Here is a 26464-nt window from a genome sequence, read left to right on the forward strand (position 1 = left end):
CTGGCCGTGCGGCTGGAGGGCACCGAGGTCACCACGGTCGAGGGACTGGCCGACGGCGACGAACTCCACCCGCTCCAGCAGGCGTTCATCGACCAGGACGCCTATCAGTGCGGCTACTGCACCTCCGGCCAGATCGTGTCCGGTACCGCGTGCATCCAGGAAGGACATGCCGGCTCCCCGGACGAGATCCGGGAGTGGATGAGCGGCAATCTCTGCCGCTGCGGCTGCTACGTCAAGATCGTGCGCGCGGTCGAGCAGACCGCCGCGCGCGGGAAGTGAGGCCCTCGTGCATCCCTTCGCCTACAGCAAGGCGTCCACGACCCGCGAGGCACTCGACGCGGGCACGCGGGGCGGCCGGTACATCGCGGGCGGCACCACCCTCGTCGACCTGATGCGCGAGACCGTCGAACGCCCCGACACCCTGGTCGACATCAGCGCCCTGCCCCTGCACGAGGTCACGGCCACCGGACGCGGCGCTCTGCGCATCGGCGCCCTGGTCCGCATGTCCGAGGCCGCCGCCCACCCGAGCGTGCGTGCCCTGTTCCCCGTCGTCTCGCAGGCGCTGGAGCTGAGCGCCTCGCCCCAGCTGCGGAACATGGCCACCATCGGCGGCAACCTCATGCAGCGCACCCGCTGCGCGTACTTCCGCGACGTGTCCGCCGCCTGCAACAAGCGTGAGCCCGGTTCCGGCTGCGCGGCCCGCGAGGGCGTCAACCGCACCCACGCGATCCTCGGCACGTCCGAAGCGTGCGTGGCCACGCATCCCTCCGACGCCGCCGTGGCCTTCGCGGCACTGGAGGCGAGCGTGCACCTGCTGGGCCCGGACGGCCCACGCACCCTCCCGCTCACCGACTTCCTCCTCAGGCCCGGCGCCACGCCGGACCGCGAACAGGCCCTGCGCATGGGCGAGTTGATCACCGCCGTGGAGATCCCGGCCCACCCACGCCCCCTGCGGTCCGGCTACCTGAAGGTCCGTGACCGGCAGTCGTACGAGTTCGCCCTCACCTCCGCCGCCGTCGCCCTCCACATCCGCGGCGGAGTGATCCGCACGGCGAAGGTCGCAGCCGGCGGCGTGGGTACCGTGCCCTGGAAGCTCCCCGCCGTCGAACGCCGGCTCATCGGCGAGCGGCCCTCGAAGGCCCTGTGGGCCGAGGCAGCCGGACACGCGGCCGACGGTGCCCACCCCCTCCAGCACAACGCCTTCAAGGTCGAGTTGCTCAAGCGCACCGTCGAACGCCAGCTGCGCATCGTAGGAGGCACCAAGTGAGCCAGCCCCAGGCAGCCGTCGGCGCGTCCGTCGCCCGGGTCGACGCCCGGCTGAGGGTCACCGGCAGAGCGAAGTACGCCGCCGACAACAACCCTGAAGGCGTCGTGCACGCCGTCCTCGTCGACAGCACCGTCGGCCACGGCCGGATCACCGGCGTCGACGCCCGCGCCGCCGAGGCGCAGGCCGGTGTCCTGAAGGTGATCAGCCACCTCAACGCACCCCAACTCCCGCCCCGGCAGGGCGGATTCCCGCCGGGCACTCCACTGCGCGCCTTCCAGGACGACCGGGTCCGTTTCTTCGGCCAGCCCGTCGCGGTCGTGGTGGCGACCACCCTGGAGGTGGCCCAGCACGCCGCGAGCCTGGTGAAAGTCACCTACGACGCCCAGCCGCCCTCGACCGACCTGGACGCCGCCGACCCCGCCGGCACCCCCGAGACCTACGCGCGCGGCGACGCGGCCAAGGCCCTGGAGGCCGCCGACGTCACGCTGGACCTGACCTACAAGACGGCCCGCAACCACCACAACCCGATGGAAGCCGCCGGCACGGTCGCCCGCTGGGACGGGGACCGGCTCACCCTCTGGGAGAAGACCAACTGGGTCGGCGGCACGGTGATGACCCTGGCCGCCGAGTTCGGCATCCCCCCGGACCGGGTCCGTGTCATCGCCCCGGTCGTCGGCGGCGGCTTCGGCAGTTCGGGACGCACCTGGGTGCACACGGTCGTCGCCGCGATGGCCGCCCGCGAGGTGAAGCGCCCGGTGAAACTCGCGCTCACCCGCAGGCAGACGTACTTCGGCGTCGGCTACCGGCCCGCCTACGAGTACGCGCTGCGCCTCGGCAGCGACCGGCGCGGCCGGCTCACCGCGACCGCGCACGACGTCCGCGCCGAGACCTCCCGCTACGAGACGTACCGCGAGAGCGTCCTCGTCCCCGGCCGGATGCTCTACAGCACCCCGAACGTCAGCCAGACCTACGGCACTGTCCCGCTGGACGTGAACACCCCCACGTACATGCGCGGACCCGGCTACGCCAGCGGCTCCTACCCCGTCGAGTCCGCGATGGACGAACTCGCCCACGAACTCGGCGTCGACCCGATCGAACTGCGGCTGCGCAACGAACCCTCCGACGACGAGTCCACCAACCTGCCCTTCTCCACCCGCCGCCTGCGCGACTGCTACCGCGTCGGCGCCCGCGAATTCGGCTGGCACCGCCGCAACCCGAAACCCCGCTCCACGCGCGACGGCGACTGGCTCATCGGCATGGGCATGGCCGCCGGGGTCTACGACACCCAGCGCGGCGAAGCCCAGGTCTCCGTCCGGCTCGACGCCGACGGCACCGCCCTCCTCCAGTCCGCCACCAGCGACATGGGCCCCGGCACCGCCACCTCCATGACCCAGGTCGCCGCCGACGCCCTCGGCCTGCCCATGCGCCAGGTCACCTTCCGACTCGGCGACTCCCTCATGCCCCCCGCCACGATCCACGCCGGCTCCCGCACCATGGCCAGCGTCGGCTCCGCCGTCCAGGACGGCTGCGACAAACTGCGGGCACAGGCCGTCGCCCTCGCCGTCGGGGACGAAGGCTCCCCGCTGTACGGCGCCGACCCGGCCGGTGTCGTGGCGCGCGCCGGCCGGCTGTATCTCGCGGCCCACCCCGCGCGCGGAGAGACGTACCAGCGGCTCCTGGACCGCCACCACCTCACCCACCTCGAAACACTCGGCTCCTACGCCGGAGCCCCCGCGACGGAGAAGCTCTCCCACTACGCCTACGCCGCGACCTTCGCGGAAGTGGCCGTCGACGCGACGCTCGGCCTGGTCCGGGTGCGGCGCATGGTCGGCGTGTACGACGCCGCCCGGATCATCAGCCCGAAACTCGCCGACAGCCAGGCCATCGGCGCCATGGTCGGCGGCATCGGCCAAGCCCTCCTGGAACACACCGTCACCGACCACCGCGACGGCCGCATCGTCAACGCCAACCTCGCCGACTACCTCGTACCCGTACACGCCGACATCCCCACCGACCTCAAGGCCGTCTACATCGACGGAGAGGACTACGAGGCCGACCCGATCGGCGTCAAAGGGCTCGGCGAGATCGTCATCGTCGGCGTCGCGCCCGCCATCGCCAACGCCGTCTTCAACGCCACCGGCCGCCGCATCCGCGAACTGCCCATCACACCGGAGGCGTTGCTGTGAAAGCCGCGGTGAGGGCGTGTCCTCACCGCGGCTCATGGCGTCACGCCGCCGGCAGCTCCGCCCGGGCCTCGGGGGCCGTCGTGTGCCGGATGTCGGCGCCCGTCTTCACCAGGTCCGCGACGAGGTCGCGGTAGCCGCGCGCCAGGTGGTGGTGGTTGCGCAGCGTGGTCCGGCCCGGTACCGCGAGCGCGGAGAGCAGCAGGACCGCGGCGGCGCGCAGGTCGGTGGCGTACAGGTCGGTGCCGGGCAGGTACGGCGGGCAGGGGCCGTCGACGCGCAGGATCGTGCCGTCGACCGCCGTCCGCATGCCGAGCGCCGCCAGCTCCGGGGCGAAGCCGAAGCGGTGCTCCCAGACGGCCTCCCTGATGTAGGTGGGGCCTTCGGCATACGCCGCGAGCAGGGCGAAGAAGGGCTGGCTGTCGCTGAACACGCCCCGCGACATGGCGGTGAACTCCACGGGCCGCAGCGGCTTCTCCATCGGGTGCACGGTCACCTCGTCGGCGGCGACGTCGACCCGTACCCCCATGCGGTCCAGGAGGTCGAACTCGGGGGCGAGCGCGTGGACCGCGCGGTCGATGCCGGGACCGGTGACCGTCAGCGGCTCGTCCGCCAGGAGGACGCCCGCGCAGATCCAGGTGACCACCTCGATCAGGTCCGGGATCAGCGTGACCTCGGCGGCCCGGTTCAGCGCCTCAGGGCCCCGCCCGTGGACGACCCACGTCTCGGGCCCGGCGAACTCGATGTCGGCGCCGAGCTCGCGCAGCACGGTGACCATGTCGGTGACGTCGGGCTTGAGGTACGGGTGGTGCAGGGTGGTCGTGCCGTGCGTGACCGCCCCCATCAGCAGCGCCGTCTTGACCGCCCCGCTGTAGCAGGGCCCGCTCATCAGCGCCTTGTTGCGCGTGTAGTCGAGCATGTCGATGGTGCACGGCTTCAGCCGCTCGGCGGTGAGGTCCACCGAACCGTCCGCCGTGAGCCGGGTGGTGACGCCGAACCGCTCCATCACGTCGAGGAGATGCTCGACGGGCCTGCCCCGGGGGCCCTCGCCGATCGTGCAGCCCCCGCTCGCGGCCAGCCGGGCCGCGCCGCCCCGGGAGACGAGGGCGGGCAGCAGGTAGAGCGAGCCGTGGATACGGCCGACGAGCTCGGCCGGCAGCTCCGTGCGCTCCCAGGCGGACGCGTCGACGGTGAACGTCTCGGCCGGCCCGTCGTAGTGGGCGTGCGCGCCCGCCGCGCGGAAGATCTCGCCCAGCACCTCGGTCTCGACGATGTCCGGGCAGTTCGCGACGCGTACCGGCGCGCTCGCGGTGGCCGCCGCGGCCACGGTGGTGACCAGGGAGTGCTTGAACCCGGAGGTCCGGACTGACCCGGAGAGCCGGTTCCCGCCGTGGATCTCCAGCAGCGGCTCCCCGGGGGGAGCGGCTTCTCGCCGACGGTCCTGCATGGTGATACCTCCTGCGCTGGGGGGTGAGGGGTCGGGCGGAGCGGTCCGGCGCGGAATCGAGCGCAGCCACCGCCGCGCCTGTCCCGCGCTGGTCAGGTGGACGACGCTCAGGCCGGGGTGCAGAGCGAGGTAGGCGGCCGTCTCGGCGCGCCGGGTGGCGTGCTGGGACCAGGCCCAGCGCAGCGGGTGGTGCGGGTCGCGCAGCATCGACCGCCAGGTCTCCCGGTTGCCGTGCCACAGCTCCCGGCCGGTGGCGGCCCGGACCAGCGAGCGCCGCAGCACCCGGCGCATGACGGTCCGGCGGGGCAGGTCGAGCCAGACGAACGTGTCGGCGCGCTCGCCGAGCAGGTCACCGACCACCCAGTGGTACTGGGCGTCGCAGATCCACGCCGGGGCCCGCGTGGCGCGCTCCACGTCGTCCGCGAACTCCGCGCGGCGCGTCCAGCCGGGCCCGTGGTAGAGCGCGTCCATCTCGATGTGCCGCAGGTCAAGGGCTCCGGCGAGGGCCCCGGCCAGCGTCGTCTTGCCGGCACCGGAGATCCCGCCGACGACGACCCGCCGCAGCCCTTCCCGGCCGGGCGGGTGACCCGGGCTCACCGGCCGGGTCGGCCTGGTCAGGAACCCGACCGACAGGGCCGTCCCGGCGCAGACGACGGCCAGGCCGAGCCACAGGGCGGCGTTGCCGTGCGCCAGCAGTGCCGTACCGGCCGCCGGGGCGATGGCGCCCGCGACGCCGAAGGACGTCTGGAAGGTCGCGTTGTAGCGGCCGGCGAGACCGGGCGGGGCGGCGGCGTTCGCCGTCGTCGTGACGACCGGGGCGAACAGGGCGTCGCCGAGCGTGCCGACCAGCGCCGCGCACAGGACGACCGCCGTCGTGGCCGGCCCCGCCCAGCCGGCCGGCGCCATGACGAGGACCGCCAGGGTGAAGAAGCCGGCCGCCAGGCGCAGCGCGCGCGGGGCGGGCACGCGCCGCGCGTAGGCGACGGCGGGCCGCCGGGCCACGGCCATCGCCACGCAGGCGACGGCGATCACCACCCCCGGCACCCACGACGGCTGCCCCAGCACCACGATGGCGACCACCGGCAGCATCGCCGTCAGGCAGTCGGAGACGAACGCCAGCAGCAGCGTCAGCAGGCACAGCCGCAGGAACCCGGGGTCGTCCCGCAGGTCGCGCCACCGCCACTCGCGTCCGTCGGCCGAGGGCTCGGCCCCGGGGACGGGCCGGACGTGCCGGCGCACCGTGAGCACCAGGCCCATGGCCGCCGCGTACGTCAGGCCGTTGGCGTACGCGACCAGGTGCAGTCCCGTACTGCTGCCGATCAGCAGGCCCCCGGCGGTCGCGCCGACCGCGCCGCCCACCGCCCAGCCGCTGACCTTCAGCACGCTCGCCGTACTCAGCACGCCGATGAGTTCACCGGCCGGGACCAGCCGGGCCAGCAGCGGTGTGCTGGCCGTCCAGAACAGCCGGTCCGAGGCAGCCGCGACCACGGCGAGCACGCCGACCTGCCACGTCGCGGAGACGAGGGGGAACAGCGCGAACACCCCGGTGCGCACGGCGTAGCTCAGGGCCGCGCCGTTCGCCGGACCCCACCGGTCCACCAGCAGGCCGTTCACCGGCCCCGCGAGCAGGCCGAGGAGCCCGCCGACCGTCAGCGCGGCACCGACGTGCGCCAGCGGGAGGTGCTGGCCCCGGGTGAAGAAGATCAGCGCGACCGGCGTCCACAGGCCGTTGCCCACGCAGTCGACGGTCAGCGCCACCAGGTAGGTGCGCTTACCCGGCGTCTCTCGCTCCTTCGTCCACCGGGTCACGGGCGGACGAAGTGCACGAGCAGCGCCCGCCGGTCCACGGGGCAGCTGTCGGCGACCGGCGGGACGCCGTGCCAGGACCGGTCCGAGCGCACCAGGACGACGGACGTCCCGGTGGTCGGCGCCACCCGCTTCGCGCAGTCGGCCATGTCGGCGCTGCGCAGCAGCCGCAGGTCACCGCTCCACCGCGCGTCCCACCCGTCGTTGAAGTAGAAGAGGTGGGTCACCGCCTTGTCCGGGCGGTCGGTGTGCGGCTCGATCCAGCAGCCCCGGGCGTAGCGCGTCATGCGGGCCTCGACCAGGCACGCGTCCAGGTCGACGCCGGTCAGCGCGGACAGCGCCGCGCGGTAGGGCCGTGACACGACGTCCTCGACGAGCTGCTGCCAGCTCGCGGGAAGCGCGCCCACCTGGTCCCGGTCGACCGCGCCCGCGGTGACGAGGCTCCGGTTGAACATCCGGTACTGCTTGTCCGAGCGGTTCACGTCCGTGCGCTGCGACTCCTCGAAGCCGGCGTCGCTGAACTCGCCGCGCAACCGCTCGGCGACGGCGTCCGTGACGAACGAGCGGGGGATCACGGCGTGGCCGAACGGGTCCTGTTCCAGCTCGGCCCGGCTGATGGTGTCGATGTCGACGAGGGACACGTCTTCTTCCTCACAGGTGGACGGGGTGGGTGAACGCGCCGGCGACCGTGCGCAGCCGGGTCTCCTCCCGGAGGCCGTGCAGCGTGAGCAGCCGGGCGACGCTGCCGTGTTCGGCTTCGATCCCGGCGATCAGCGAGCGCATCGTCGCCGCCGGGGTGGAGGTCCGCAGCCGCAGCTGCGCGAGGGAGTCCTCGCGGGTCCAGCCCGGGCGGGGATCGCCGCTGCGCAGGGCGCGGTAGGCGCGGGCGGTCAGGGCGTAGTCCCGGGCGACGTCCGCCGTCCGCACCCCGAGCGCCCGCAGGACCAGGCCGCTGACGACGCCGGTGCGGTCCTTGCCCATCGCGCAGCAGATGTAGACGGGCACCTCCGCGCCGGCGGCGAGCAACTCCACGATCTCCGCCGCGACCGGCGCCGCCCGTTTCAGCATGTCGCGGTAGTTCGCGAGGTAGTCGCTGGGCAGGGGCCGCACATTGCCGCGGATCCGGCTCATGTCGCCGGCCACGGGACGCGACAGCACGGTCGCCCCGGTGGCCTCGGGCCCCCGGTACAGCCGGCGCTCCTCCTCCAGACGCAGATCGACGACGGTACGGATGCCCAGGTCGTCCAGGGCCGGCGCCGTATCCGGGGACGGCGCCGGACCCCGGACGAGGAGCCCCCGCCGCAGGTACCCCCCGCCGGGACCGCGCAGCCCGCCCAGGTCACGCACGTTGGGCAGGCCCGGGACCGCGATCCGCCGGGTGTCCATGCGGGTGTGCACGCGGGGGCTCATGCCGCCTCCCCCCGCTGCCAGTCGCCCAGGGCGGCGACGACCCGGCGGACGACGGCCTCGTTCGCGACCGCGATCCGCACCGCGGCGGGCAGCCCCGGCGCCCCGGACAGGTCCCGTACGACGATGCCCCGCTCCAGGAGGTACCGGCTCGCGGCCCCGGCGGCCGTCGCGTCGGGGACGTCCCAGGTCACGAAGTTCCCGCCGCTCGGCCGGGCCCGCCAGCCGGGCACCGTACGCTCCACCTCGGCCGCGAACCGCTCCCGCAGCCGCCGCACGTCGGCCCAGATCCCGGTGAAGACGGCCTGCTCCTCCAGCGAACGCCGCAGCAGCGCCACCGCGAGCGCGGAGACCGGGCCCTCCGGGTCGAGGTCGAACAGGTGCCGGGCCGTCGCCGGGTGCGCGAGCGTCACCGCGATCCGGGCGCCCGACAGGCCGTAGGACTTCGAGAACGTGTTGACGCGGACCACGTGCCGCAACCCCGTGAGGCCGCGCACCGACTCCTCGCCGCCCTCGGTGAACGCCAGGTAGGCGGTGTCCACGACCAGCAGACTCCCGTGCTCGGCGACGGCCTCGGCCAGCTCGGCCAGCTCCTCCCTCCCGTGCACCTGCCCGGTGAAGCTGTGCGGGGTGGTGACGACGACGAACGCCGGCGCTCCCGCGTGCAGCCGCCGCGCGAGGTCACGCAGGTCGAACAGGCCGGTGGCCGGGTCCGGGGCGACCGGGTCGAGGACACAGCCCGAGATCGCCGCGAACTTCGCCCAGCCGTCGAAGTTCGGCTGGTGCAGGACGATCCGCGCCGCCTCGGGGAACGCCCGGGTCAGCAGGTTCAGCCCGGGATCGCTGCCCGCGGTGAGCACGAGGGAGTCGGCGTCCACCCCGAACCGGTCGGCCAGCAGGCCCTGGAGCGGACCCAGGATGGGGTAGGTCAGCACGTCGTCCGGGTCGAACGCGGCCAGCGTGGCCCGGTGCACCGCCGCCGCCCGGTCGTCGAGCAGCCCGCAGTTCTTCAGGTTGATCTCGTCGGGGACCCGGACGCGCCGGTTGCGGAACCGGCCGGCGCTCTCCCGCCGGAACGGGGAACCCTCCCGCGCCGGCACGAGTGTCTCGTCCCTCATACCGGGCGCAGGGCCGGGCCGGCGGCGCGGGCCGGGATGTTCTCGAACACCTGCGTGACGTCCGGCTGGCTGCCGAAGACGATGTCGTAGCCGCGGGTCAGCTCGTCGTCGGTCAGCGCGTGGGTGCCCGGCACGAACAACTGCCGGTTGAACGCGGCCATCTCGTGGTCCTGGAGATCGGGGCCCGCCAGCTCCCAGGGGGCGTACACGGTCGGCCGGGCCCGCCCGCCGCGCTCCTGGACGGCCTCGATGGTCCGCTCGGCGCCCTCGATCGTGGTGCCGGGCAGCCCGACGATGACGAAGCAGTTCAGCTCGATGCCCGACTCCGCGCACCAGGCCGAGAGCCGGTCGAGGTCCAGCGCGGACTTCTGCTTCGCCCGGGGCAGCAGCGCGCCCTCCTGCGGGTCGAGCGTCTCCAGACCGACGCTGATCCGCACGCAGCCGGCCTCACCCATCGACCGGATCATGCCCTCGCTGAGGTGGTGGACCGTCGTAGCGCACTTCCACGGGTACGGGGACCCCCGGCCGGTCAGCTCCCGGCAGAGCTCCTCCATCCACTTCTTGTCCAGCGTGAACGTCGGCGCGTAGAACGCCACGTACTCGAACGGTGCCGCGGCGAACGACTCCTCGATGTACCGGAGCGTCCGCTCGACCGTGAGCCGCCGCTCCTTGCGCGTGTAGATCAGCGGCACCTCGCAGTAGGAGCAGCCGACCGGGCACCCGCGAGCCGCGGGGACGACGAGTTCGCGGCGGCGCGGGATGCCGCAGAACTTGTTGGCGTCGTCGAAGTAGAGGGCGTCGTAGTGGGCGTAGGGGATCTCGTCCGGCGTGGGCAGGTACCAGTCCTCCGCCGGGAGGAGGTCGCCGCGGCGCTGCGGAGCGGTCCAGGAGCCGTCGCGGCGCAGGTGCACCCCCGGCGCCTCGGTGGCCCGGCCGCGGAAGACCTCGATCGCGGCGCCGACACCGGCCTCGAAGTCGCCGTTCTCCACGATCGCGTCGATGTCGAAGCGCTCGAAGAAGCGGGGGTTGACCCCGGACAGCCGGCCGAACGTGATGACCGGGGCGTGCGGGTTCAGCGCCCGGGCGTAGGAGACGAGCCGGCGCAGACCGTCGATGCCGTCGAACTCGTTCATCACGGCGATCACGTCGTACCGCTCCTGGAAGAGCCTGCTGCCGACGTCCTTCCAGGTCAGCCGCTCGACACTGGCGTCGATCGCGGTCACCTGCGCGCCGGGGTAGACGGCGCGCAGGTGACCGGCGACCTGGTAGAGCGCGAGGTGGTGCCCCGCGTTGAAGTAGCTGAGCACCTGCGGGGGCCAGATCACGAGGATCTTCCGGGGCTCGTCCACGATCTTTCCCATGGGGGGTCCTTTCGGTTCCGGCACAGTGGGTGCCGGGCGCCGGACGGTCAGTTCTGCGGCCGGTACGCGGAGCCCGCGAGCTCGGTGTCCAGCCAGTACTCGATCTGGACCGTGATCCGCTCGGTCCCCTGCGGGTGCTCGATCTTCGAGACCGCGTGCCAGGACCTGTCGGTGGGCGGGAAGGCGAGCAGCTGGCCGCCGACCGGGCTGATCTCCTCCGTCGGGCTCGCCTTGGGGGAGGCGAAGATCTGGAACTGTCCGCCCGCCTCGATCGGCCAGTCCCGGTTCAGGTAGAGGATCACGGTGATCGCCTTGGTCGGCTTGTCCTTGTGCACCGACAGGTAGTCGCCGTTGCGGTGCGTGTAGAGGCCGATGCTGCGCTGGAGCCCGGCCAGCGCGATCCCGGTCGACTTCTCCAGCCAGGCCGTGAACTCCGCGCCGCGCAGGTCCTCCACGAGGTCGCGCCAGATCTCCGGCAGGCGCGGGAAGACCGGGGCGTCCTGCTCCAGGACGACGAGGTCCACGAGGTTCATCCGGTACTGCTTCTCGTGCTTGGGGTCCTCGACCGCGATCTTCGCGACGTCGGCGGTCGGCATGGTCGCGAGCAACTGCTCCAGTTGCCCGTCGTCGAGCAGGTCACGGCCGCGGAAGAGCTGGAACGGCTGGGTGCGTTCCTCCAGCGCCGAGTCGAGCGTCAGCACCACGGTGCCTCCTTGGAGTTGATCCGGGAAACCCGGGACGACCGGTCGGCCGCCGGGAATCGACCTGGCCACAGCCTGGCCGCGGGCCCCTGCCGACCCCTTGTCGATCCGCTGCCCGCCCACTGCCGGTGCCTTGCCGCCGCCGCCCCGCAGCAGCAAGGTCTTCGCAAACCGGCACGCCATCGCACGGCAAGCGGCCCGGCGAGACTGACGGGGCAGCCCTGATACCCGAACCGGCACACCCCGCCGGCCGCCGAGAGGTGCGAGTCTTGATCAACCTGGACGTCCGGCTCGAAACGTGGGACCACCCCTTCCGGCACTTCCGCGGTGCCGGTCTGCTCTCCGCGCGCGACCTGGCCGGCCTCGGCGCCACCGCGCCGGACGCGGGCCTGTTCCGGCGGATCGACACCTCGACCGGTGACGTACGGCGCCGCTACCGCTCGTCCGTCCTGCCGTTCTCCGACAACAAGACCGGGATCACCCCCGACGACATCCCCCTGTCGGCGCCCTGGCGCGAACTGGTCACCGACCTGCTGTCCGACGAGTTCAGCGGCTGGCTCCGCCGCGAGACCGGCGTGGACACCGCCGGGCTCCACCGCCGGGCCGAGATCTACTACCACTACGACGGCGACTTCGAGGACCTCAGCGCCGGCAAACAGCACAAGAGGCTCGCTCTGGCCCTGCACCTCAACGAGCACTGGCCGGCCGACGGCGGCGGAGAACAGGAGTACTGGTCCGGCCCGGACAGATCGGCCGGCCCCGCCTCGACGATGCCCCCGACGGGAGGCACCGCCTGGTTCTACTCGGCCTCGCCCTCGTCCTGGCACCAGATGGCACCGGTCGCCGAAGGGCGGGGCCTGGTACGGCAGTCGGTCTCCATGGCCTTCTTCGAGTAGCCCGCGAGCCCCGGCCGGACACCGACGGCCCGGCACCGACGGAAGCCGCCGCCCGAGACAGTTCGGGCGGCGGCTTCCGTCGGTGGCTCTCCTCGTCCCTCCCGGTCACTCCTCGTCGATCCGGATGGCCGACGACGGGCACAGATGGACCGCCTGCCGGACGGCCGCCCCCTCCGCCCCGGCCGGTTCCACCGTCAGCGGCGCGACCAGCCCCTCCTCGTCCTGGTCGAAGACGGCGGGCGCCGCCAGGACGCACTGGGCGGCGCCGACGCACCGGCCCCTGTCCGCGATGACGCGCATCAGCAGTTCACCGGCACCTGGTAGATGCCGTAGATCCCGGCGTCGTCCTTGTACGGCAGGTCCCCGGCCGGCCCGGCCAGCGACAGGCCCGGCACCCGCCGCAGCAGCGTCTCGAACACGACCTCCAGCTCCACCCGGGCCAGGTTCTGCCCGAGACACTGGTGGACGCCGTACCCGAAGGCGACGTGGTGGCGCGCGCCGCGCTCGAAGTCGAGCCGGTCCGGGTGGGCGAAGACCTCCTCGTCCCAGTCGGCGGCCAGGCCCGACACGACGATGCCCTCGTCCTTGCGGATGGTGACGCCGCCGATCTCGATGTCCTCGGTGGCGACCCGGGCGGGCGCGTTCTCCACGACGCTGAAGTAGCGCAGCATCTCCTCGATCGCCGGGGGCAGCAGCGCGGGGTCGGCCGCGATGCGCGCCCGGTGCTCCGGGTGCTCCAGCAGCGCGACCACGCCCAGCGAGATCATGTTCGCGGTGGTCTGGTGCCCGGCGACCAGCAGCATGACGGCGGTGCCGACGATCTCGTCGTGCGTCATCACCGGCGTCTGCCGGTTGCGGGCGATGAGCCGCCCGATCAGATCGTCGGAGGGTTCGCCTCGCTCCTTCTCGGTGACGAGGTCTTCCAGGAACTCGTTGAGCGCGTCGGAGGCCGCGGCGCGTTCCCGCACGGGGACGGACCGGCTGACCAGCATGCCCGCCCACGTGTGGAACTCGCGGCGCCGCTCGTGGGGCACGCCCAGCAGCTCGCAGATCACCAGCGACGGCACCGTCTCCGACACGTGCTCGACGAGGTCGGCGGGCTGCGGCGCGGCCAGCAGGTCGTCGATGCTGCGGTCGACGATTCTCTGGACGCGCGGGCGCAGCGCGGCGATCCGGCGCAGCGAGAACTCGCCGGTCAGGAGCTTGCGGTGGGCCCCGTGCTCGGCGCCGTCCAGGTGGATCATGGAGCGCCGGGTGCTGAGCCGGCGGACCCGCTCGGCCGCCCCGCGCTGCTCGGCGGTCAGCCTCCCCGGGAACGCCGGGTGCAGGCGGTCGGCGCTGACCCGCGGGTCGGCGAGCAGCTTGCGGGCCTCCTCGTGCCCGGTGACCAGCCAGGCCAGCTGGCCGTCGGGCATCCGGACCCGGCTGACCGGCTCCCGCCCGCGCAGCTCCCGGTACTCGGCAGGCGGGTGCATGGGGCACGCGCGGGCCATCGGGAACGACGGGGTGTCGTGGTCGAGGATCTCGGTCATGGGGTCCGTTCCCGTTCCTGTGCCGCCGCGCGAAGGGCGACCCGGTTGATCTTCCCGACGCCGATCATCGGCAGGGCGTCGACGATCCGCAGGTCCTCGGGCAGTTTGTACGTGGCGATGCCGTGCCCGGTGAGGAAGCGGCGCACGCCCAGCAACGTCGGCTGCTTCCCCGGGTCGGCCGGGTCGGCGGGGACGGCGAAGACGCAGACGGTCTGCCCCCACACCGGGTGCGGCATGGCGACCGCCGCGACCGCCCGCAGCAAGGGGTGTTCCCCGAGCAGCGACTCGATCTCCCCGGCGGAGATCTTCTCCCCGCCCCGGTTGATGACGTCGCCGATCCGGCCCTCCACGACCAGGCCGCCCGAGGGGTGGCGGCGGGCCAGGTCGCCGGTGCGGTAGAAGCCGTCGGCGGTGAAGGCGCGCGCGTCGGCCTCGGGGGCCGCGTAGTACCCGGCGACCGTGTACGGGCCCCTGGTCAGCAGCTCCCCGGTCTCGCCCGGGGCCACCTCCGTGCCGTCCTCGGCCACGACGCGGATCTCGTCGCCGGGCGAGGCCGGGCGGCCCTGGGTGTGGGCGATGACGTCGGCGGGGTCGTCCAGGGCGGTGTAGGTCAGCAGGCCCTCGCTCATGCCGTAGCACTGCTGCACCGTGCAGCCGAGCAACTTCCGGGCCTCGGCCGCCGGGGTGGGCTCCAGACGGGCGCCGCCCGCCTGCATCACGCGCAGCGTCTTCGGCCCGCGGCCCCGCCTGCGGACCTCGTCCAGCCACTGGGTGACCAGCGCGGGCACCAGCGTCGTGTGCGTCACCCCCTCCCGGTCGACGAGGTCGAGGGCCGCCCCGGGATCTCCCGGCGAGCCCAGGACGATCCGCCCGCCGAAGGCCAGGACGCCCAGCATACCGGGGCAGTTGAGGACGAACCCGTGCGCCCCCGACATGACGGCGAGGTACACCGTGTCCGCCGAGAGCCCGGCCCACCGGGCGGCCGTGCGGATCATGTAGCCGTAGCCCTCGTGGGCGCGCGCGATCGCCTTCGGCGGCCCGGTGGTCCCGCTGGACAGCAGGAAGACGGCGGGCTCGTCGGCCAGCGGCGGCCCCAGATCGGGCAGGGGCTTCGCCCCGGGGTCCGGACGGCACAGCGCGACGAGGTCCTCGGTGCCGTCGGGCACGGTGTCCGAGGCGCGGTCGGCGACCAGGACGTGCCGGAGGTCCGGGCAGCTCTCCTGGAGTTCCCGCGCCAGCGCGACATGGTCGAAGCGCTGCCACCGGCCCGGTACGGCGACGGCCGTGGGCCGGGTCGCCGCCACCACCGCGAGCAGCTCGCGGCGGCGCAGCGTGGGCACCGCCATGACCGGGTGCGCGCCCAGCCGCATCAGCGCCAGCGGCAGGACGACCAGCTCCAGGTCGTTCGGGAGCTGGACGAGGACGCGGTCCCCGCGCGCGATCCCGAGGGCGGCCAGCCGGGCGGCGGCGCCCGTGACGGCGTCCGCCAGCTCGCGCCGGGTCAGCCGGCCGCCGGGGCCCCGGACGGCCTCCTTGCCGGGATCGTCGTCCACGTGGCGCAGCGCCAGCCGGTCGACCCGCTCGGGCAGCCACCAGCCGCGGTCGCGGTACTCCCGCGCGCGGTCCGGCGGGACGCGCGGAAGCCCGGGATCATCAGGGCGGAACGGATTCACGTCCGGTCACCTGCCTGGGCCGATTGCAGGGCGAGCCGTGAGATGTCGTACGGGGTGGCGTCGTCCGCGGCGAGGTCGGCGCAGATCCGGCCGAAGAGCGGGACGAACTTGAACGCCCAGCCCGCGCCGTACACGACGAGCCGTTCCCCGTGCGGCATCAGGTCGCGGGCGGTGCCGAGGAAGAACTGCCGTTCGGTGTCCGTGGGCAGCACGGCCAGGCAGGTCGAGGTCTTCGCCGGGTCGGGGTCGACGTGGGGCGCGTGGTCGCGCAGCCAGCCCGACAGGCGCCGCATCTGGCGCGGGTCGGCGACGCCCGTGGCCGCCGACGGGTGGTCGAGCGCGTCGACCTCGAAGATCGGCCCGCAGCGCACGAACTCCCCGGGCGCCCACGGGTTGTGGCCGAACCCGTAGAACAGGTTGGTGTCCTCCGGCGTCGGCTGCTGGAAGGCGAACCAGAACGGCGACCCGGCCACCGACCCGGCCACGGACCCGGCCACCGGGGCGGCCTGCCGGTAGGTGGCGATCGCCATCTCGTACACCGAGTACGCGAGCCGCGCGCCCAGCGGCTCCAGCAGGTCGTTGGTGTAGGGGCCGCAGGCCAGGACGGCCTTGCCGGCCCGGTAGGTGCCCCGGTCGGTGGTGACGGTGACGCCGCTCCCGTCCGGCACGAGCGCCGTCACCGCCTCACCGGCGCGCAGGGTGCAGCCGGCCGCCTGGGCGAGGGTGAAGAGGGCCGACAGGGTTCCCCTGACGTCGATGGTCCCGCCGTCGGGCTGGAGGAACCCCTCGTAGTCCCGGGGCAGGTTCCGGAACCCGAACCGCCGCTCGATGTCGGTGGCCCTGAGCCACTCGTAGCGCACCGAGAGCTTGTCCATCATCTCGGCGGTGCCCGCTATCTGGCCCTCGTTGGTGACCACGTCGGTGTCCCCGAACCAGAGGCTGCCGATCTCGTGGATGAGGCGGCGCTCGCACCGGCTCTCCAGCGCCCGCCACAGCGGAAGGGTCTCCAGCGTGAGGCGGAACAGGTCCTCCTCGGTGTACTGGAGGCGCCAGTGGCGTTCGGCGCCGCTCGTCCCCGCGGTCTCGTTGAAGAACGCGTGCCGCTCCAGGACCAGGACCCGCAGGCCGCGCCCGGCCGCCTCCCAGGCGGAGGCCAGGCCGATGGGCCCGCCGCCCACGACCACCACGTCGTACGACTCCGTCATGCCCGGGCCTCCTCGTAGTCCGGCGTTCCGTCCCCGCCCGCGCCCCGGCGTCCGGTGAGCGCGGACTTCAGGGCCAGCACCAGGTGCTCGACCTGGCCGTCGGTCATCGACGGGTAGCAGGGCAGGTTGACCTGCTCGTGGAACCAGACCCGTTCGGTGACCGGACACTCCCCGAGCCGGTGGCCCCGGCCCCGCCACTCCGGGCGCAGATGCAGCGGGAAGTAGCGCACCTGCACCTGCACCCCGGCGTCCTCCAGGGCGCGGATGACGTCGTCGCGGCTCGCCCCCTGGCCCGGCCGGACGAAGAACGTGAACAGGTGGTAGGGGTGGTGGACGTCCTCGGGCACCTCGGCCAGCCGCACCTGCGGGAACTCCGCCAGCGTCTGCGCGAGCCGGCCGGCGATCCACCGCCGCCGCCCCGCCAGCTCCCCGAGCCGCTCCAGCTGGACGAGCCCGACGGCCGCCCCGGCCTCGCTGAGCGTGGCGTTGCCGCCGGGGTGGCGGACGCGCAGGCACTCGTTCTCGTACGAGTCGCCCGCCCACATCATCCAGGGCTCGGCGCGGTCGTAAGGACCGGCCCGCAGCGGGGACGGGACGAAGGCCCCGTCGGCGGCGTTGGAGCGGATGCGGTCGACGCGCTCGGCCCACTCCGGGTCGCCGAAGGTGAGCATGCCGCCCTCGCCGAGGGTCGTGATGTTCTTGCTGGAGTGGAAGCTGAAGCACCCGATGTCGCCGAGGACGCCGGGCCGCCGGCCCCGGTAGAGGGCGCCCAGCGCGTGGGCGCAGTCCTCGATCACCCGGACGCCGTGCCGCCGGGCCACCCGCATGATCTCGTCCATCCGGGCCGGCCGGCCGCCGTAGTGGACCAGGATCAGGGCCCGGGTGCGCGGGGTGATCAGCGACTCGAACGAGGCGGGGTCCACGTTCAGGGTGTCCGGCTCCACGTCGCAGAAGCGGACGGTCACGTCGTGGGCCAGCAGCGGGTCGGCGGTGGCCTTGAAGGTCTGCGGCGTCACGATGACCTCGTCGCCGGGGGCGAGGTCCAGCAGGTGCACGGCGAGCGCGACGGCGACGGTGCCGCTGGTGACGGTCATCGCGTACCGGCTGCCGATGTGCTCGCGCATCGCCTGCTCGAACGCGTCCCGCCAGCGCCCCTGCGAGAGGCTCTCGCCGGACCGCACGACCCTGTCCAGCGCCGCGAGTTCGGCGTCCCCGAGGATGCTGCCCACGGAGGGGGCCGGGACGAAGTACCGGGAGTTCTCGTTCACGGTCAGCACGGCCCGGTCCCGCCGCCGGTGAGGCCGTCCCTGTCCCGGGCGGCGCGCAGGGCCATCGCCACCTCCACGATCAGGTCCTCCTGGCCCGCGACCACCTGACGCCTCCCGAGCTCGAAGAAGACGTCGCGCGGGTCGACGCCTTCCCGCGCGGCGATGTCCAGCACCGGTTTCTTGAACCCCGAGAACACGCCGGACAGCCCGCTGACGATGGACACGGAGTCGATGGCGGGCGGCGCCGGCATCAGCTCCCGCTCGGCGAGGTCCGCGGCGTCCAGGAGCCGGTACAGGTCGATGCCCGTCCGGAACCCCAGCCGCTCCAGCACCGGCACCAGGACCTCCAGCTGCGTGTTGCCGGCGCCCGCGCCGAAGCCCCGCGCACACGCGTCGAGGATGCCCGCGCCCGCTTCTGCTGCCGCGACCGAGTTCGCCACGGCCATCCCGAGGTTGTTGTGCCCGTGGAACATCACCGGCACGTCGACCGCCGCGCAGATGGCCTCGATGCGCGCCGTGACGTCCGAGGGCAGGAAGTGGCCCGAAGAGTCGAGGATGCCGACGCCGGTGGCGCCGAACCCGACCAGGCGCGAGCACTCCTCGGCGAGCTGGTCGGGGCTCGCCATGTGCGTCATCAGCAGGATGCCGTGCGCCTCCACGCCCTCGTCCCGCAGGAAGCCGAGGTGGCGTTCGGCGACGCTCGCCTCGGTGCAGTGCGTCGCGATGCGCACCAGGTCGACCTGGTACGCGAGGGCGTTCTTGAGGTCCTGGGTCGTGGCCCAGCCCGGGAACATGAGCACGCCCAGCTTGCTGGTCGTCAGGGTCTCCCGGGCGATCGACATCATCTCGTCGTCGCTCAGCCGGGCCCGGCCGACCTGGAGGGACGAGGCGGCCAGCCCGTTGCCGTGGCCGACCTCGACGAACGGGACCGACGCGGCGTCCGCCGCTTTCAGGTACGCGCGGAACTGCTCGGCGCCCAGGCTGTGCCGCACGGCGTGCTGGCCGTCGCGCAGCGTCGGGTCGTGGATCAGGATCGGCCTGCCCGCTTCCTGGCTCATGCGGTCTCCCTGCCCGCCGGCGCGAGGAGGTCCGCCGCGTAGCACTCGGCGGCCTGGATCGCGGCGGAGTTGATGATGTCGAGGTTCCCGGCGTAGGACGGCAAGTGGTCGCCGGACGACGTGACCTCCACGGAGACGAAGGCCGTGGAGTCGTTGACGGTGCACACGCTCACGTCGAACCCCTTGACGTACGAGCGGATCTCCTCGGCGGCCCCGGCCACCAGCGAGCGCACCGACGCCGTGGTGAGGTCCTTGCCCACCAGGTACATGGCGACCCGGAAGGTGGCCGCGGGCCGCGCCGGGCTGATGTTGACGAGCGCCTTCACGTCCTCGACGCCGGTGAACCAGCGGATCGCGTCCCGCGTCGTCTGCACGTACTCGTCGAGGTTCAGGCGCGAGGCGCGGCCCACGCTCAGGGTCGCGGCCGTCGTCACGACCTCGATGCGCTCGATCTCGTGCTCCCGCGCTATCGCGTGCAGGACCGGCACGCACGCCTGCCCGCCGCAGGTCACCATGGAGATGTCCCGGTGGGAGCCGATGTCCGCCCGGTTGACGGTCGGGACGATCATCTGCCCGACCCGGCTGGGCGTCAGGTCGACGATCATCGCGCCGGACCCCGCGAGCCGCTCCGCGTGCTCGGCGTGGCAGGACGCGTTGGTCGCGTCGAACACCACGTCGAAGTCCTCCCCGGCGTCGACGAGGGACTGGATGCCCCCGGTCGCGACCGGCAGACCGCGCCGCGCCGCGCGCCGCAGCCCTGGAGCGGCGTCGTGCCGGCCCGCGACGAGCCGCAGGTCGAGGCGGTCCGAACGCATGATCTTGGTCGCCAGGTCCATACCGATGAGCCCGGCGCCGAGTATCGATACGGACAGCCGTCCAGTTGCTTGCATGGGCAGTCGCCTTTCCGTCAAGGTGCGGCGTGCTCCGGCCCGGGGCCGGTCGCGGGGCCCGGATACGGGGCTCCCACGAGCAGCAGCCTGGGCCCGTGACCTTGCCGACGGCTCGCCGTCGCGCTGACCGGGCGGCGTGACGGGCGGGGCAAGCGAGGCGGCGAGGCCCTTGCAGGGACGCGGAGCCATGCTGTGCGGGCACTGCCCCCGAGGGCAGCCCCCGCCGCCTCCCTGGCGGGGGCTGCTCCTGGCACAACGCCAGTCCGTACGCCGCACCTTTAGCATCCGAAGGGGACTGCGAGCCGTGGTCAACCCGATACATGACGACAACGGTGTCTCTCTGGTCCTGGTGAACAGCGAGAACCGGCACGCTCTGTGGGCCGGCGGCCTCGACGTACCACCGGGCTGGCGCGTCGCGCACCGGGCGGCGAGCCGCCAGGAGTGCCTGGAGTACGTCGGCGCCCACTGGCCGGACATCCGGCCCGCCCGGTCGCCGGACGACAGGGACGACGCACCGGGCACCTGCCTGCACGACCTGTTCGCCGCCCAGGCCGCGCGCACCCCGGGCGCACCGGCCCTGATCTGGCGGGACCAAGAACTGACGTACCGTCAACTCGACGACGAATCCAGCGAGTTGGCCGCACAGCTGCGGCGACGCGGCATCGGCCCCGGCGCGTTCGTGGGCCTGTGCGTCGAACGGTCACCGCAGATGATCACGGCCCTGCTCGGGGTCCTGAAGACCGGCGCCGCCTACGTGCCCCTCGACCCGGAGTACCCGGCCGGACGGCTGCGGTACGTCCTCGCCGACACGGGAGCGCGCCTGCTCCTCACCCAGGAGCCGCTCAGGCCGCTCTTCCCCGACTACGACGGCGAGATCGTCTGCCTCGACCGGCCCGGCGAGAACGCCGACACCGCGCCAGCCCCGGACGGCCCCGCACCGATCCCGTCGGACGTCGCCTACGTCATCCACACCTCCGGCTCCACGGGCCGCCCCAAGGGCGTCCTGGTCACGCACCGCTCGCTGGCCAACCACAGCGCGGCCGTGAACCGGCACTTCGCCTTCGCCCCCGGCGACCGCGTCCTCCAGTGCAGGCCCCTGAGCTTCGACGCCGCCGCCGAGGAGATCTTCCCGCCGCTCCTGCACGGCGCGGCCCTCGTCCTCGGCAGCGACCCCCTGCGCCAGACGTTCCGGGCCCTGACCCAGCAGGTCATCGACACCGGCACGACCTTCCTGAGCGTGCCCACCGCCTTCTGGCACAGCTGGGTCGAGGAAGAGGACTGCCTGCTGCGGCTCGCCACCGAGTCCGCGCTGCGCACCATGATCGTGGCCGGCGAGAAAGCGGCCCGCCAGGCGCTGCTGACCTGGAAGAAACACGTCGGCGAGGACATCCGCTGGTTCAACGTCTACGGCCCGACCGAGGGCACCATCACCACCACGGTCCACGAGCCGGGCGCCGCATGGGAGGGCAGCGAGTACAGCTCCGTCCCGATCGGCCGCCCCATCGACAACGTCCGCACGTACGTCCTCGACGACGCCCTGCGGCCGGTCCCGGCGGGAGAGCCGGGGGAGCTGTTCATCGGCGGGGCGGGCGTGGCCGTCGGCTACCTGGGCGCGCCGCAGACCACCGCCGAACGGTTCCTGCCCGACCCCTTCTCCGGCGTGCCCGGCAGCCGGCTCTACCGCACCGGGGACCTGGTGCTCGCCGACGCCGACGGCTGCCTTGAGTTCCTCGGCCGCCGCGACCACCAGGTGAAACTGCGCGGCTACCGCATCGAACTCGGCGAGATCGAGACCGTGCTCACCGAACACGAGGACGTCCGGGCCTGCGTCGCCCAGGTGACCGGCGACGGCCCCGACAGCACCCTCGTCTGCTTCGTGACCGCGAGCGAGCGGGCCGCACCCTCCGCCGCCGACCTGATCACCCACCTGCGCGGCCACCTCCCCTGGTACATGATCCCGGCGGCCGTCCACGTCCTGGACGCCTTCCCCCTGACCCCCAACGGGAAGATCGACCGGGCCGCCCTGCTCGCCCTCGAACCCGACGACGGCACCGAGGCCGCCCACGTCGCGCCGCGCACCCCGGTGGAAGCGGTCCTCGCGGACATCTGGGAGGACATCCTCGGCCGCCGCGGCATCAGCGTCGACGCCGACTTCTTCCAGGTGGGCGGCCACTCCCTGCTCGCCGCGAGCCTCATCGCCCGCATCCGCGCCCGGTTCGACGTCGGCATGACGGCCCGCGTCCTGTTCGAGTCCCCGACCATCGCCGGGCTCGCCGAGGCCGTCACCCGGGCGGCCGGCGACGGCGCGGCGGACCGCGCCGGGCGGAGCTGACCGGCGGTGGCACCGCGACAGAGCGCCGCCGTCCGGCCCGACAGCCACTGGCTCCGCTCCTACGGGCCACCGGCCGAGACCCGGCTCGTGTGCTTCCCGCACGCCGGGGGCGCGGCCAGCTACTTCCGCGACTGGGGCGGCGGCGACCTCGCCGGGGCCGAGGTGTGGGCCGTCCAGTACCCGGGCCGCGAGAACCGGATCAGGGACGACTTCCCGCCCGACCTGCACACCCTCGCCGACCAGGTCACCGAGGAACTGCGCGGACTCCTCGACCGGCCCGCCGTCCTCTTCGGGCACAGCATGGGTGCCGTCGTCGCCTACGAGGTCCTGCGCCGCCTCACCGCCGACGGCTCGGCCGGCGCCGTACGCCACCTCGTGGTCTCCGGGTGCGGCGCCCCGCACCGGGTGCGGCCCTTCGCCGGGCAGGAAGGCGCCCATCTCCTGGACGACGACCGGCTCGTGGCCCTCCTCAAGGAACTGGGCTCCGGCAACGCGGGCCTGCTGGACGACCCCGACATGCGCTCCGCCTTCCTGCCCGCGGTCCGCGACGACTACCGCATCGTCCAGTCCTACGTTCCGCGCGCCGGCGGCCCCGCGCTGCGCACCGACGTCACCGCGTTCGTGGGCCGCCAGGACGAGGCGGTGGGAGCCGGCGACGCGGGCGCCTGGGCCGGCGCGACCCGGGGCCGCTTCACCCTCCGCACCTTCCCCGGCGGCCACTTCTACCTGGGCGAACACCAGGGCGACGTCCTGCGCGCCCTGCGCGACGTGCTCGGCACCGCACCGATGAACGGGAGAGCTGATGAACGTTGACCTGTCCGACCCGCTTCTCTACCGGGACTCCGACCCCGGACCCGTCTGGGCGCGGCTGCGCGCCGAACACCCCGTGTACCGCAACCAGCGCGCGAACGGGGAGCACTTCTGGGCGGTCATGACGCACGGCCTGTGCACGGACCTGCTCACCGACCCCCGCGTGTTCAGCTCCCAGAACGGGATGCGCCTCGACTCCGACCCGCAGGTCCTCGCCGCCGCGGCCGGAAAGATGCTCAACATCACCGACCCGCCCCGGCACGACAAGATCCGCAAGGTCGTCAGCTCCGCGTTCACCCCGCGCATGGTGAGCCGGCTCGAGACCAACATGCGGGCGACGGCCGCCAGGGCCATCGACGAGGCGCTGGCCGAGGGGGAGTGCGAGTTCACCCGCGTCGCCCAGAAACTGCCGGTCTCCGTCATCTGCGACATGCTCGGCGTCGCGCCCGAGGACTGGGACTTCATGGTCGAGCGCACCCGCTTCGCCTGGAGCTCCACCGCCCTCGACGAGACCGAGGAGGCGCGCAAGATCCAGGCCCACACCGAGATCCTCCTCCACTTCCAGGACCTCGCCGAGCAGCGCAGGCGGGAGCCGAAGGACGACCTCATGAGCGCCCTGGTGTGCGGCGAGATCGACGGCGCCCCGCTCACCGACCAGGAGATCCTCTACAACTGCGACGCCCTCGTCTCCGGCGGCAACGAGACGACCCGGCACGCCACCGTCGGCGGACTGCTCGCCCTCATCGACAACCCCGATCAGTGGCAGCGGCTGCGCGACGAGCCCGCCCTCATGCCCTCGGCGATCCAGGAGGTCGTGCGCTACACCTCGCCCGTCATGCACGCGCTGCGCACCGCCACCGAGGACACCGAACTCGGCGGGCAGCGGATCAGCGCCGGGGACCACGTCGTCGCCTGGCTGCCCTCCGCCAACCGCGACGAGACCGTCTTCGCCGACCCCGACCGCTTCGACATCACCCGGGACCCCAACCGGCACCTGGGCTTCATCCAGGGCAACCACTACTGCATCGGCTCCTCGCTCGCCAAGCTCGAACTCACGGTGATGTTCGAGGAACTCCTGGCCCGGGTCGAGGTCGCCGAACTCGCCGGCCAGGTCCGCCGCCTGCGCTCGAACCTGCTGTGGGGGTTCGACTCGCTGCCCGTGAAGTTCGTCCCGAGGGCCTGAGGAGACCTGCCCCATGACCGCGCCGACCGCCCCCGCTCCCACCCCCGCGATCGACCAGTACCTCGGCACCAGCGTCCGCCTGCTGCCCCAGACCGACCAACTGTGCGCCCTGCACACCGTGATCCGCGACCGGGACGCCCGCCGGGAGGACTTCGTCCACTGCTCGCGCCGGATCATCCGCCTGCTGCTCGAAGCCGGCCTCGACCTGCTGCCCTTCGAACCGCACGAGGTCCGCACCCCGACCGGCGCCGCCTACCAGGGGCTGCGCTTCGCCCCCGGACTGTGCGGGGTCACCGTGGTGCGCGCCGGGGAGAGCATGGAGGGCGAACTGCGGAACGTCTGCCCCGGCATCAGGATCGGGAAGATCCTCATCCAGCGGGACGAGACGACCAAACAGCCCCGCCTCTACTACACCGCCCTGCCCGCCGACCTCGCCCGGCGCCACGTCCTGCTCCTCGACCCGGTCATGGCGACCGGCGGGACCGCCCTGTCGGCCCTGCGGGTGCTGACCGACCTCGGCGTGCCCGAGGAGAACATCGTCTTCGTCAACCTCATCACCGTCCCCGAGGGCATCACCGCCGTCTGCGAGCAGTACCCCCGGGTGCGGATCGTGACCTCCGCCATCGAGGAACGGCTCGACGAGAACGCGTGGATGCTGCCCGGCATCGGGGACTTCGGGGACCGCTACTTCGGCACGGACGCATAGAGGGAACCGATGACTGACCGAAAGGTGAACATGGCGGCCGAACAGGGTCCGTTCCTCCTGCTGAACACCAAGGAGATCGTCTCGCGCCTGCACGAGTGGTTCCCGGACGCGGAGCGCGAACTGGTCGTGGTGACCACGCGCGCGGACATCCCCACCGCCGACCTCGACGCGTACGCGGAGCGCTTCCTCCACCTGGAGGTGGTGCCCAGCCTCTGGGAGCTGCCCGACGCCCAACTCGCCGACCTCGCCCGCAGGTTCGGCGTACGCCGGATCCTGTCGCTCGGTGAGCGCGAGGTGCTGCGCGCGGCGCGCCTGCGGGCCGAACTCGGCCTGCCCGGCCAGAGCCTCGCCTCCGCCACGGCCTACCGGGACAAGCACGTCATGAAGACGACGCTGGCGGCGGCGGGCCTCGACGTCGCGCCCATGCGCGCGTTCCGCACGAACGACGAACTCGCCGAGTTCGCGTGGAAGGTCGGCTTCCCGGTCGTCGTCAAGGAGCTCGACTCCGGCGCGTCGAACGGCACGTCGGTCCTGATGGACGAGGACGCCCTGAGCGCCCTCCCGGAGCGCCCCGACGGTGCCACCCGGCTGGCCGAAGCCTGGGTCGAGGGCGACTTCTACCACGTCAACGGCCTCATGAAGGACGGCGAAGCGGTGCTGGCCGTGCCCTCCCGCAACCTGTACTCCGACTGGTTCTCGGTCGCCTTCGACGCCCCGACCATGACGGGGATGATGCCCGACGAGGACCCCCTGTCCGAGCGGCTGCGCGACACCGCACGGCAGGTCGTGGCCGCGCTGCCCGCCGTACCCGGCCTGTGCGCCTTCCACCTCGAACTGTTCCACACCGCCGACGACCGCCTGGTCGTCTGCGAGATCGCCAGCCGGGCGGGCGCGGCCCTCGTCACCGACGTCCACGAAGCCGTGCTGGGCATGAACTTCTACGGCGCGAGCCTGCTCGGCCAGGCCGGACGCGGCGACCAGGTCGAGATCCGCCCGACCGGCGAACGGCTCGGCTTCGTCTGGTTCCCGCCCGCCCAGGGGGTCCTGCGCGCGCTGCCCGACACGTGCCCGCTGCCGGGGACGGTCACCTACCGGGCCCGCGGCGACATCGGACGCCGCTACGGCAGCGCCCCCGGACTCGGCCTGCCCGTCGCCGAGATGGTCTTCCGGCTCACCGGCCCCGACACCGGGGCGGAGCTGCGCCGGATCGAGGAGTGGTGGGACGACAACGTCGTCTGGGAGCACCGGACCAACGCGGTGCCCGACCGCTGGAAGACGCCCCGAAGGAAGCCGGCCGACGCGTAGCGGCCCGGCGATCGGACCGGAGGACCCGTGTACGAACTGCTGAAGACGATCATGATCGAGGAGCTGGAGGTGGAGGCCGGCCAGCTGTCCCCGGACGCGAGCCGCGAGGACGCCGGCCTGGACTCCCTCGCCACCTTCGAACTCTCCCTGGAGCTCAGCCGGCGCCTCGGCGTCACCATCGCCGACGAGGACCTGTTCGCCCTCAACACGCTGGCGGACATAGCGGAGTTCATGGAGAAGCGCACCGGAACAGGAGCCGCAGCCGCAGCCGAGGCCCCCGAGGACGCCGGACTCGCCCGCCTGCTCGGCACCGGAG

At 73.1% G+C, this 26464-nt stretch carries 23 protein-coding genes; 10 read left to right on the forward strand and 13 right to left on the reverse strand.

Translation table 11 applies throughout. The features are described 5' to 3' along the window. The 3 genes from AOK24_RS24265 to AOK24_RS24275 form a co-directional block, all read left to right on the forward strand. The coding region (locus tag AOK24_RS24265; protein ID WP_240554092.1) for a (2Fe-2S)-binding protein at positions 1-279 on the forward strand (279 nt) is incomplete at its 5' end. Between the two features lie 7 nt (positions 280-286). After that, a complete protein-coding gene (locus AOK24_RS24270; RefSeq protein WP_055722191.1) occupies positions 287-1267 on the forward strand; it encodes an FAD binding domain-containing protein in 981 nt (326 codons plus the stop codon). Further along, positions 1264-3453, forward strand: coding sequence for a xanthine dehydrogenase family protein molybdopterin-binding subunit (locus AOK24_RS24275; protein ID WP_055722192.1), 2190 nt, complete (start codon positions 1264-1266; stop codon positions 3451-3453). Before AOK24_RS24270 ends, AOK24_RS24275 begins: the two co-directional genes overlap by 4 nt. A gap of 40 nt (positions 3454-3493) precedes the next feature. Here AOK24_RS24275 and AOK24_RS45045 read toward each other — a convergent pair whose 3' ends face one another. The 6 genes from AOK24_RS45045 to AOK24_RS24305 are packed head-to-tail and all read right to left on the reverse strand — an operon-like array spanning position 3494 to position 11293. Then, entirely contained in the window at positions 3494-6706 is a 3213-nt protein-coding gene (locus AOK24_RS45045; protein ID WP_079056968.1) for an MFS transporter, read from the reverse strand. Further along, positions 6703-7344: a prolyl hydroxylase family protein gene (locus AOK24_RS24285; RefSeq protein ID WP_055722193.1), complete on the reverse strand. Its 642-nt coding sequence runs from the start codon at positions 7342-7344 to the stop codon at positions 6703-6705. The genes AOK24_RS45045 and AOK24_RS24285 overlap by 4 nt, the downstream gene beginning before the upstream one ends. A 10-nt stretch (positions 7345-7354) precedes the next feature. Next, positions 7355-8113, reverse strand: coding sequence for a tyrosine-protein phosphatase (locus AOK24_RS24290; RefSeq protein ID WP_079056969.1), 759 nt, complete (start codon positions 8111-8113; stop codon positions 7355-7357). Next, positions 8110-9228, reverse strand: a complete 1119-nt coding sequence (locus AOK24_RS24295; RefSeq protein WP_079056970.1) for an aminotransferase class I/II-fold pyridoxal phosphate-dependent enzyme — start codon at positions 9226-9228, stop codon at positions 8110-8112. The genes AOK24_RS24290 and AOK24_RS24295 overlap by 4 nt, the downstream gene beginning before the upstream one ends. Next, positions 9225-10589 (reverse strand): B12-binding domain-containing radical SAM protein, encoded by a 1365-nt coding sequence (locus AOK24_RS24300; protein WP_055722196.1) that lies wholly within the window; start codon positions 10587-10589, stop codon positions 9225-9227. The genes AOK24_RS24295 and AOK24_RS24300 overlap by 4 nt, the downstream gene beginning before the upstream one ends. Before the next feature lie 47 nt (positions 10590-10636). Next, positions 10637-11293, reverse strand: a complete 657-nt coding sequence (locus tag AOK24_RS24305; protein ID WP_055722197.1) for a 2OG-Fe(II) oxygenase — start codon at positions 11291-11293, stop codon at positions 10637-10639. A 266-nt stretch (positions 11294-11559) separates the two neighbouring features. Between AOK24_RS24305 and AOK24_RS24310 the strand changes: the two genes are divergently transcribed. Next, complete coding sequence (locus AOK24_RS24310) at positions 11560-12186, forward strand: 2OG-Fe(II) oxygenase (RefSeq protein ID WP_055722198.1); 627 nt, start codon at positions 11560-11562, stop codon at positions 12184-12186. Between the two features lie 105 nt (positions 12187-12291). Here AOK24_RS24310 and AOK24_RS24315 read toward each other — a convergent pair whose 3' ends face one another. From AOK24_RS24315 to AOK24_RS24345, 7 genes are read right to left on the reverse strand one after another with little or no spacing between them, the layout of a single operon-like run. Continuing rightward, positions 12292-12486, reverse strand: coding sequence for a ferredoxin (locus AOK24_RS24315; protein ID WP_055722199.1), 195 nt, complete (start codon positions 12484-12486; stop codon positions 12292-12294). Next, positions 12486-13718 carry a cytochrome P450 gene (locus tag AOK24_RS24320; protein ID WP_055722200.1) on the reverse strand — a complete coding sequence of 411 codons (1233 nt, stop codon included), beginning with the start codon at positions 13716-13718 and terminating at the stop codon, positions 12486-12488. Before AOK24_RS24320 ends, AOK24_RS24315 begins: the two co-directional genes overlap by 1 nt. Then, on the reverse strand, positions 13715-15391 hold the full coding sequence (locus AOK24_RS24325; protein ID WP_055722201.1) for an AMP-binding protein: 1677 nt from the start codon (positions 15389-15391) through the stop codon (positions 13715-13717). The genes AOK24_RS24320 and AOK24_RS24325 overlap by 4 nt, the downstream gene beginning before the upstream one ends. Further along, the gene (locus tag AOK24_RS24330) at positions 15388-16596 is read right to left on the reverse strand and encodes an NAD(P)/FAD-dependent oxidoreductase (RefSeq protein WP_055722202.1); all 1209 of its coding nucleotides are present in this window, start codon (positions 16594-16596) and stop codon (positions 15388-15390) included. Before AOK24_RS24330 ends, AOK24_RS24325 begins: the two co-directional genes overlap by 4 nt. Continuing rightward, a complete protein-coding gene (locus AOK24_RS24335; RefSeq protein ID WP_055722203.1) occupies positions 16593-17873 on the reverse strand; it encodes a DegT/DnrJ/EryC1/StrS aminotransferase family protein in 1281 nt (426 codons plus the stop codon). Before AOK24_RS24335 ends, AOK24_RS24330 begins: the two co-directional genes overlap by 4 nt. Beyond that, positions 17867-18922 (reverse strand): 4-hydroxy-2-oxovalerate aldolase, encoded by a 1056-nt coding sequence (dmpG, locus tag AOK24_RS24340; RefSeq protein ID WP_055722204.1) that lies wholly within the window; start codon positions 18920-18922, stop codon positions 17867-17869. The genes AOK24_RS24335 and dmpG overlap by 7 nt, the downstream gene beginning before the upstream one ends. Then, on the reverse strand, positions 18919-19812 hold the full coding sequence (locus AOK24_RS24345; RefSeq protein ID WP_055722205.1) for an acetylating acetaldehyde dehydrogenase: 894 nt from the start codon (positions 19810-19812) through the stop codon (positions 18919-18921). Before AOK24_RS24345 ends, dmpG begins: the two co-directional genes overlap by 4 nt. A gap of 304 nt (positions 19813-20116) precedes the next feature. Here AOK24_RS24345 and AOK24_RS24350 point away from each other — a divergent pair, with 304 nt between their 5' ends. The 6 genes from AOK24_RS24350 to AOK24_RS24375 form a co-directional block, all read left to right on the forward strand. Continuing rightward, positions 20117-22144: an amino acid adenylation domain-containing protein gene (locus tag AOK24_RS24350; protein ID WP_079056972.1), complete on the forward strand. Its 2028-nt coding sequence runs from the start codon at positions 20117-20119 to the stop codon at positions 22142-22144. A 6-nt stretch (positions 22145-22150) separates the two neighbouring features. After that, positions 22151-22957, forward strand: a complete 807-nt coding sequence (locus AOK24_RS24355; protein WP_063799509.1) for a thioesterase II family protein — start codon at positions 22151-22153, stop codon at positions 22955-22957. Next, positions 22947-24137: a cytochrome P450 gene (locus AOK24_RS24360; RefSeq protein ID WP_206191260.1), complete on the forward strand. Its 1191-nt coding sequence runs from the start codon at positions 22947-22949 to the stop codon at positions 24135-24137. Before AOK24_RS24355 ends, AOK24_RS24360 begins: the two co-directional genes overlap by 11 nt. A 13-nt stretch (positions 24138-24150) precedes the next feature. Continuing rightward, positions 24151-24843 (forward strand): uracil phosphoribosyltransferase, encoded by a 693-nt coding sequence (gene upp, locus AOK24_RS24365; protein WP_055722207.1) that lies wholly within the window; start codon positions 24151-24153, stop codon positions 24841-24843. Between the two features lie 9 nt (positions 24844-24852). Beyond that, a complete protein-coding gene (locus AOK24_RS24370; RefSeq protein ID WP_055722208.1) occupies positions 24853-26148 on the forward strand; it encodes an ATP-grasp domain-containing protein in 1296 nt (431 codons plus the stop codon). 27 nt (positions 26149-26175) lie between these two features. Continuing rightward, positions 26176-26464 (forward strand): acyl carrier protein (locus AOK24_RS24375; RefSeq protein WP_167376859.1); only part of this gene is annotated, 289 nt, incomplete at its 3' end.

It is taken from the genome of Streptomyces niveiscabiei, from assembly GCF_001419795.1.
GTDB classification, from domain to species: Bacteria; Actinomycetota; Actinomycetes; order Streptomycetales; family Streptomycetaceae; genus Streptomyces; species Streptomyces niveiscabiei.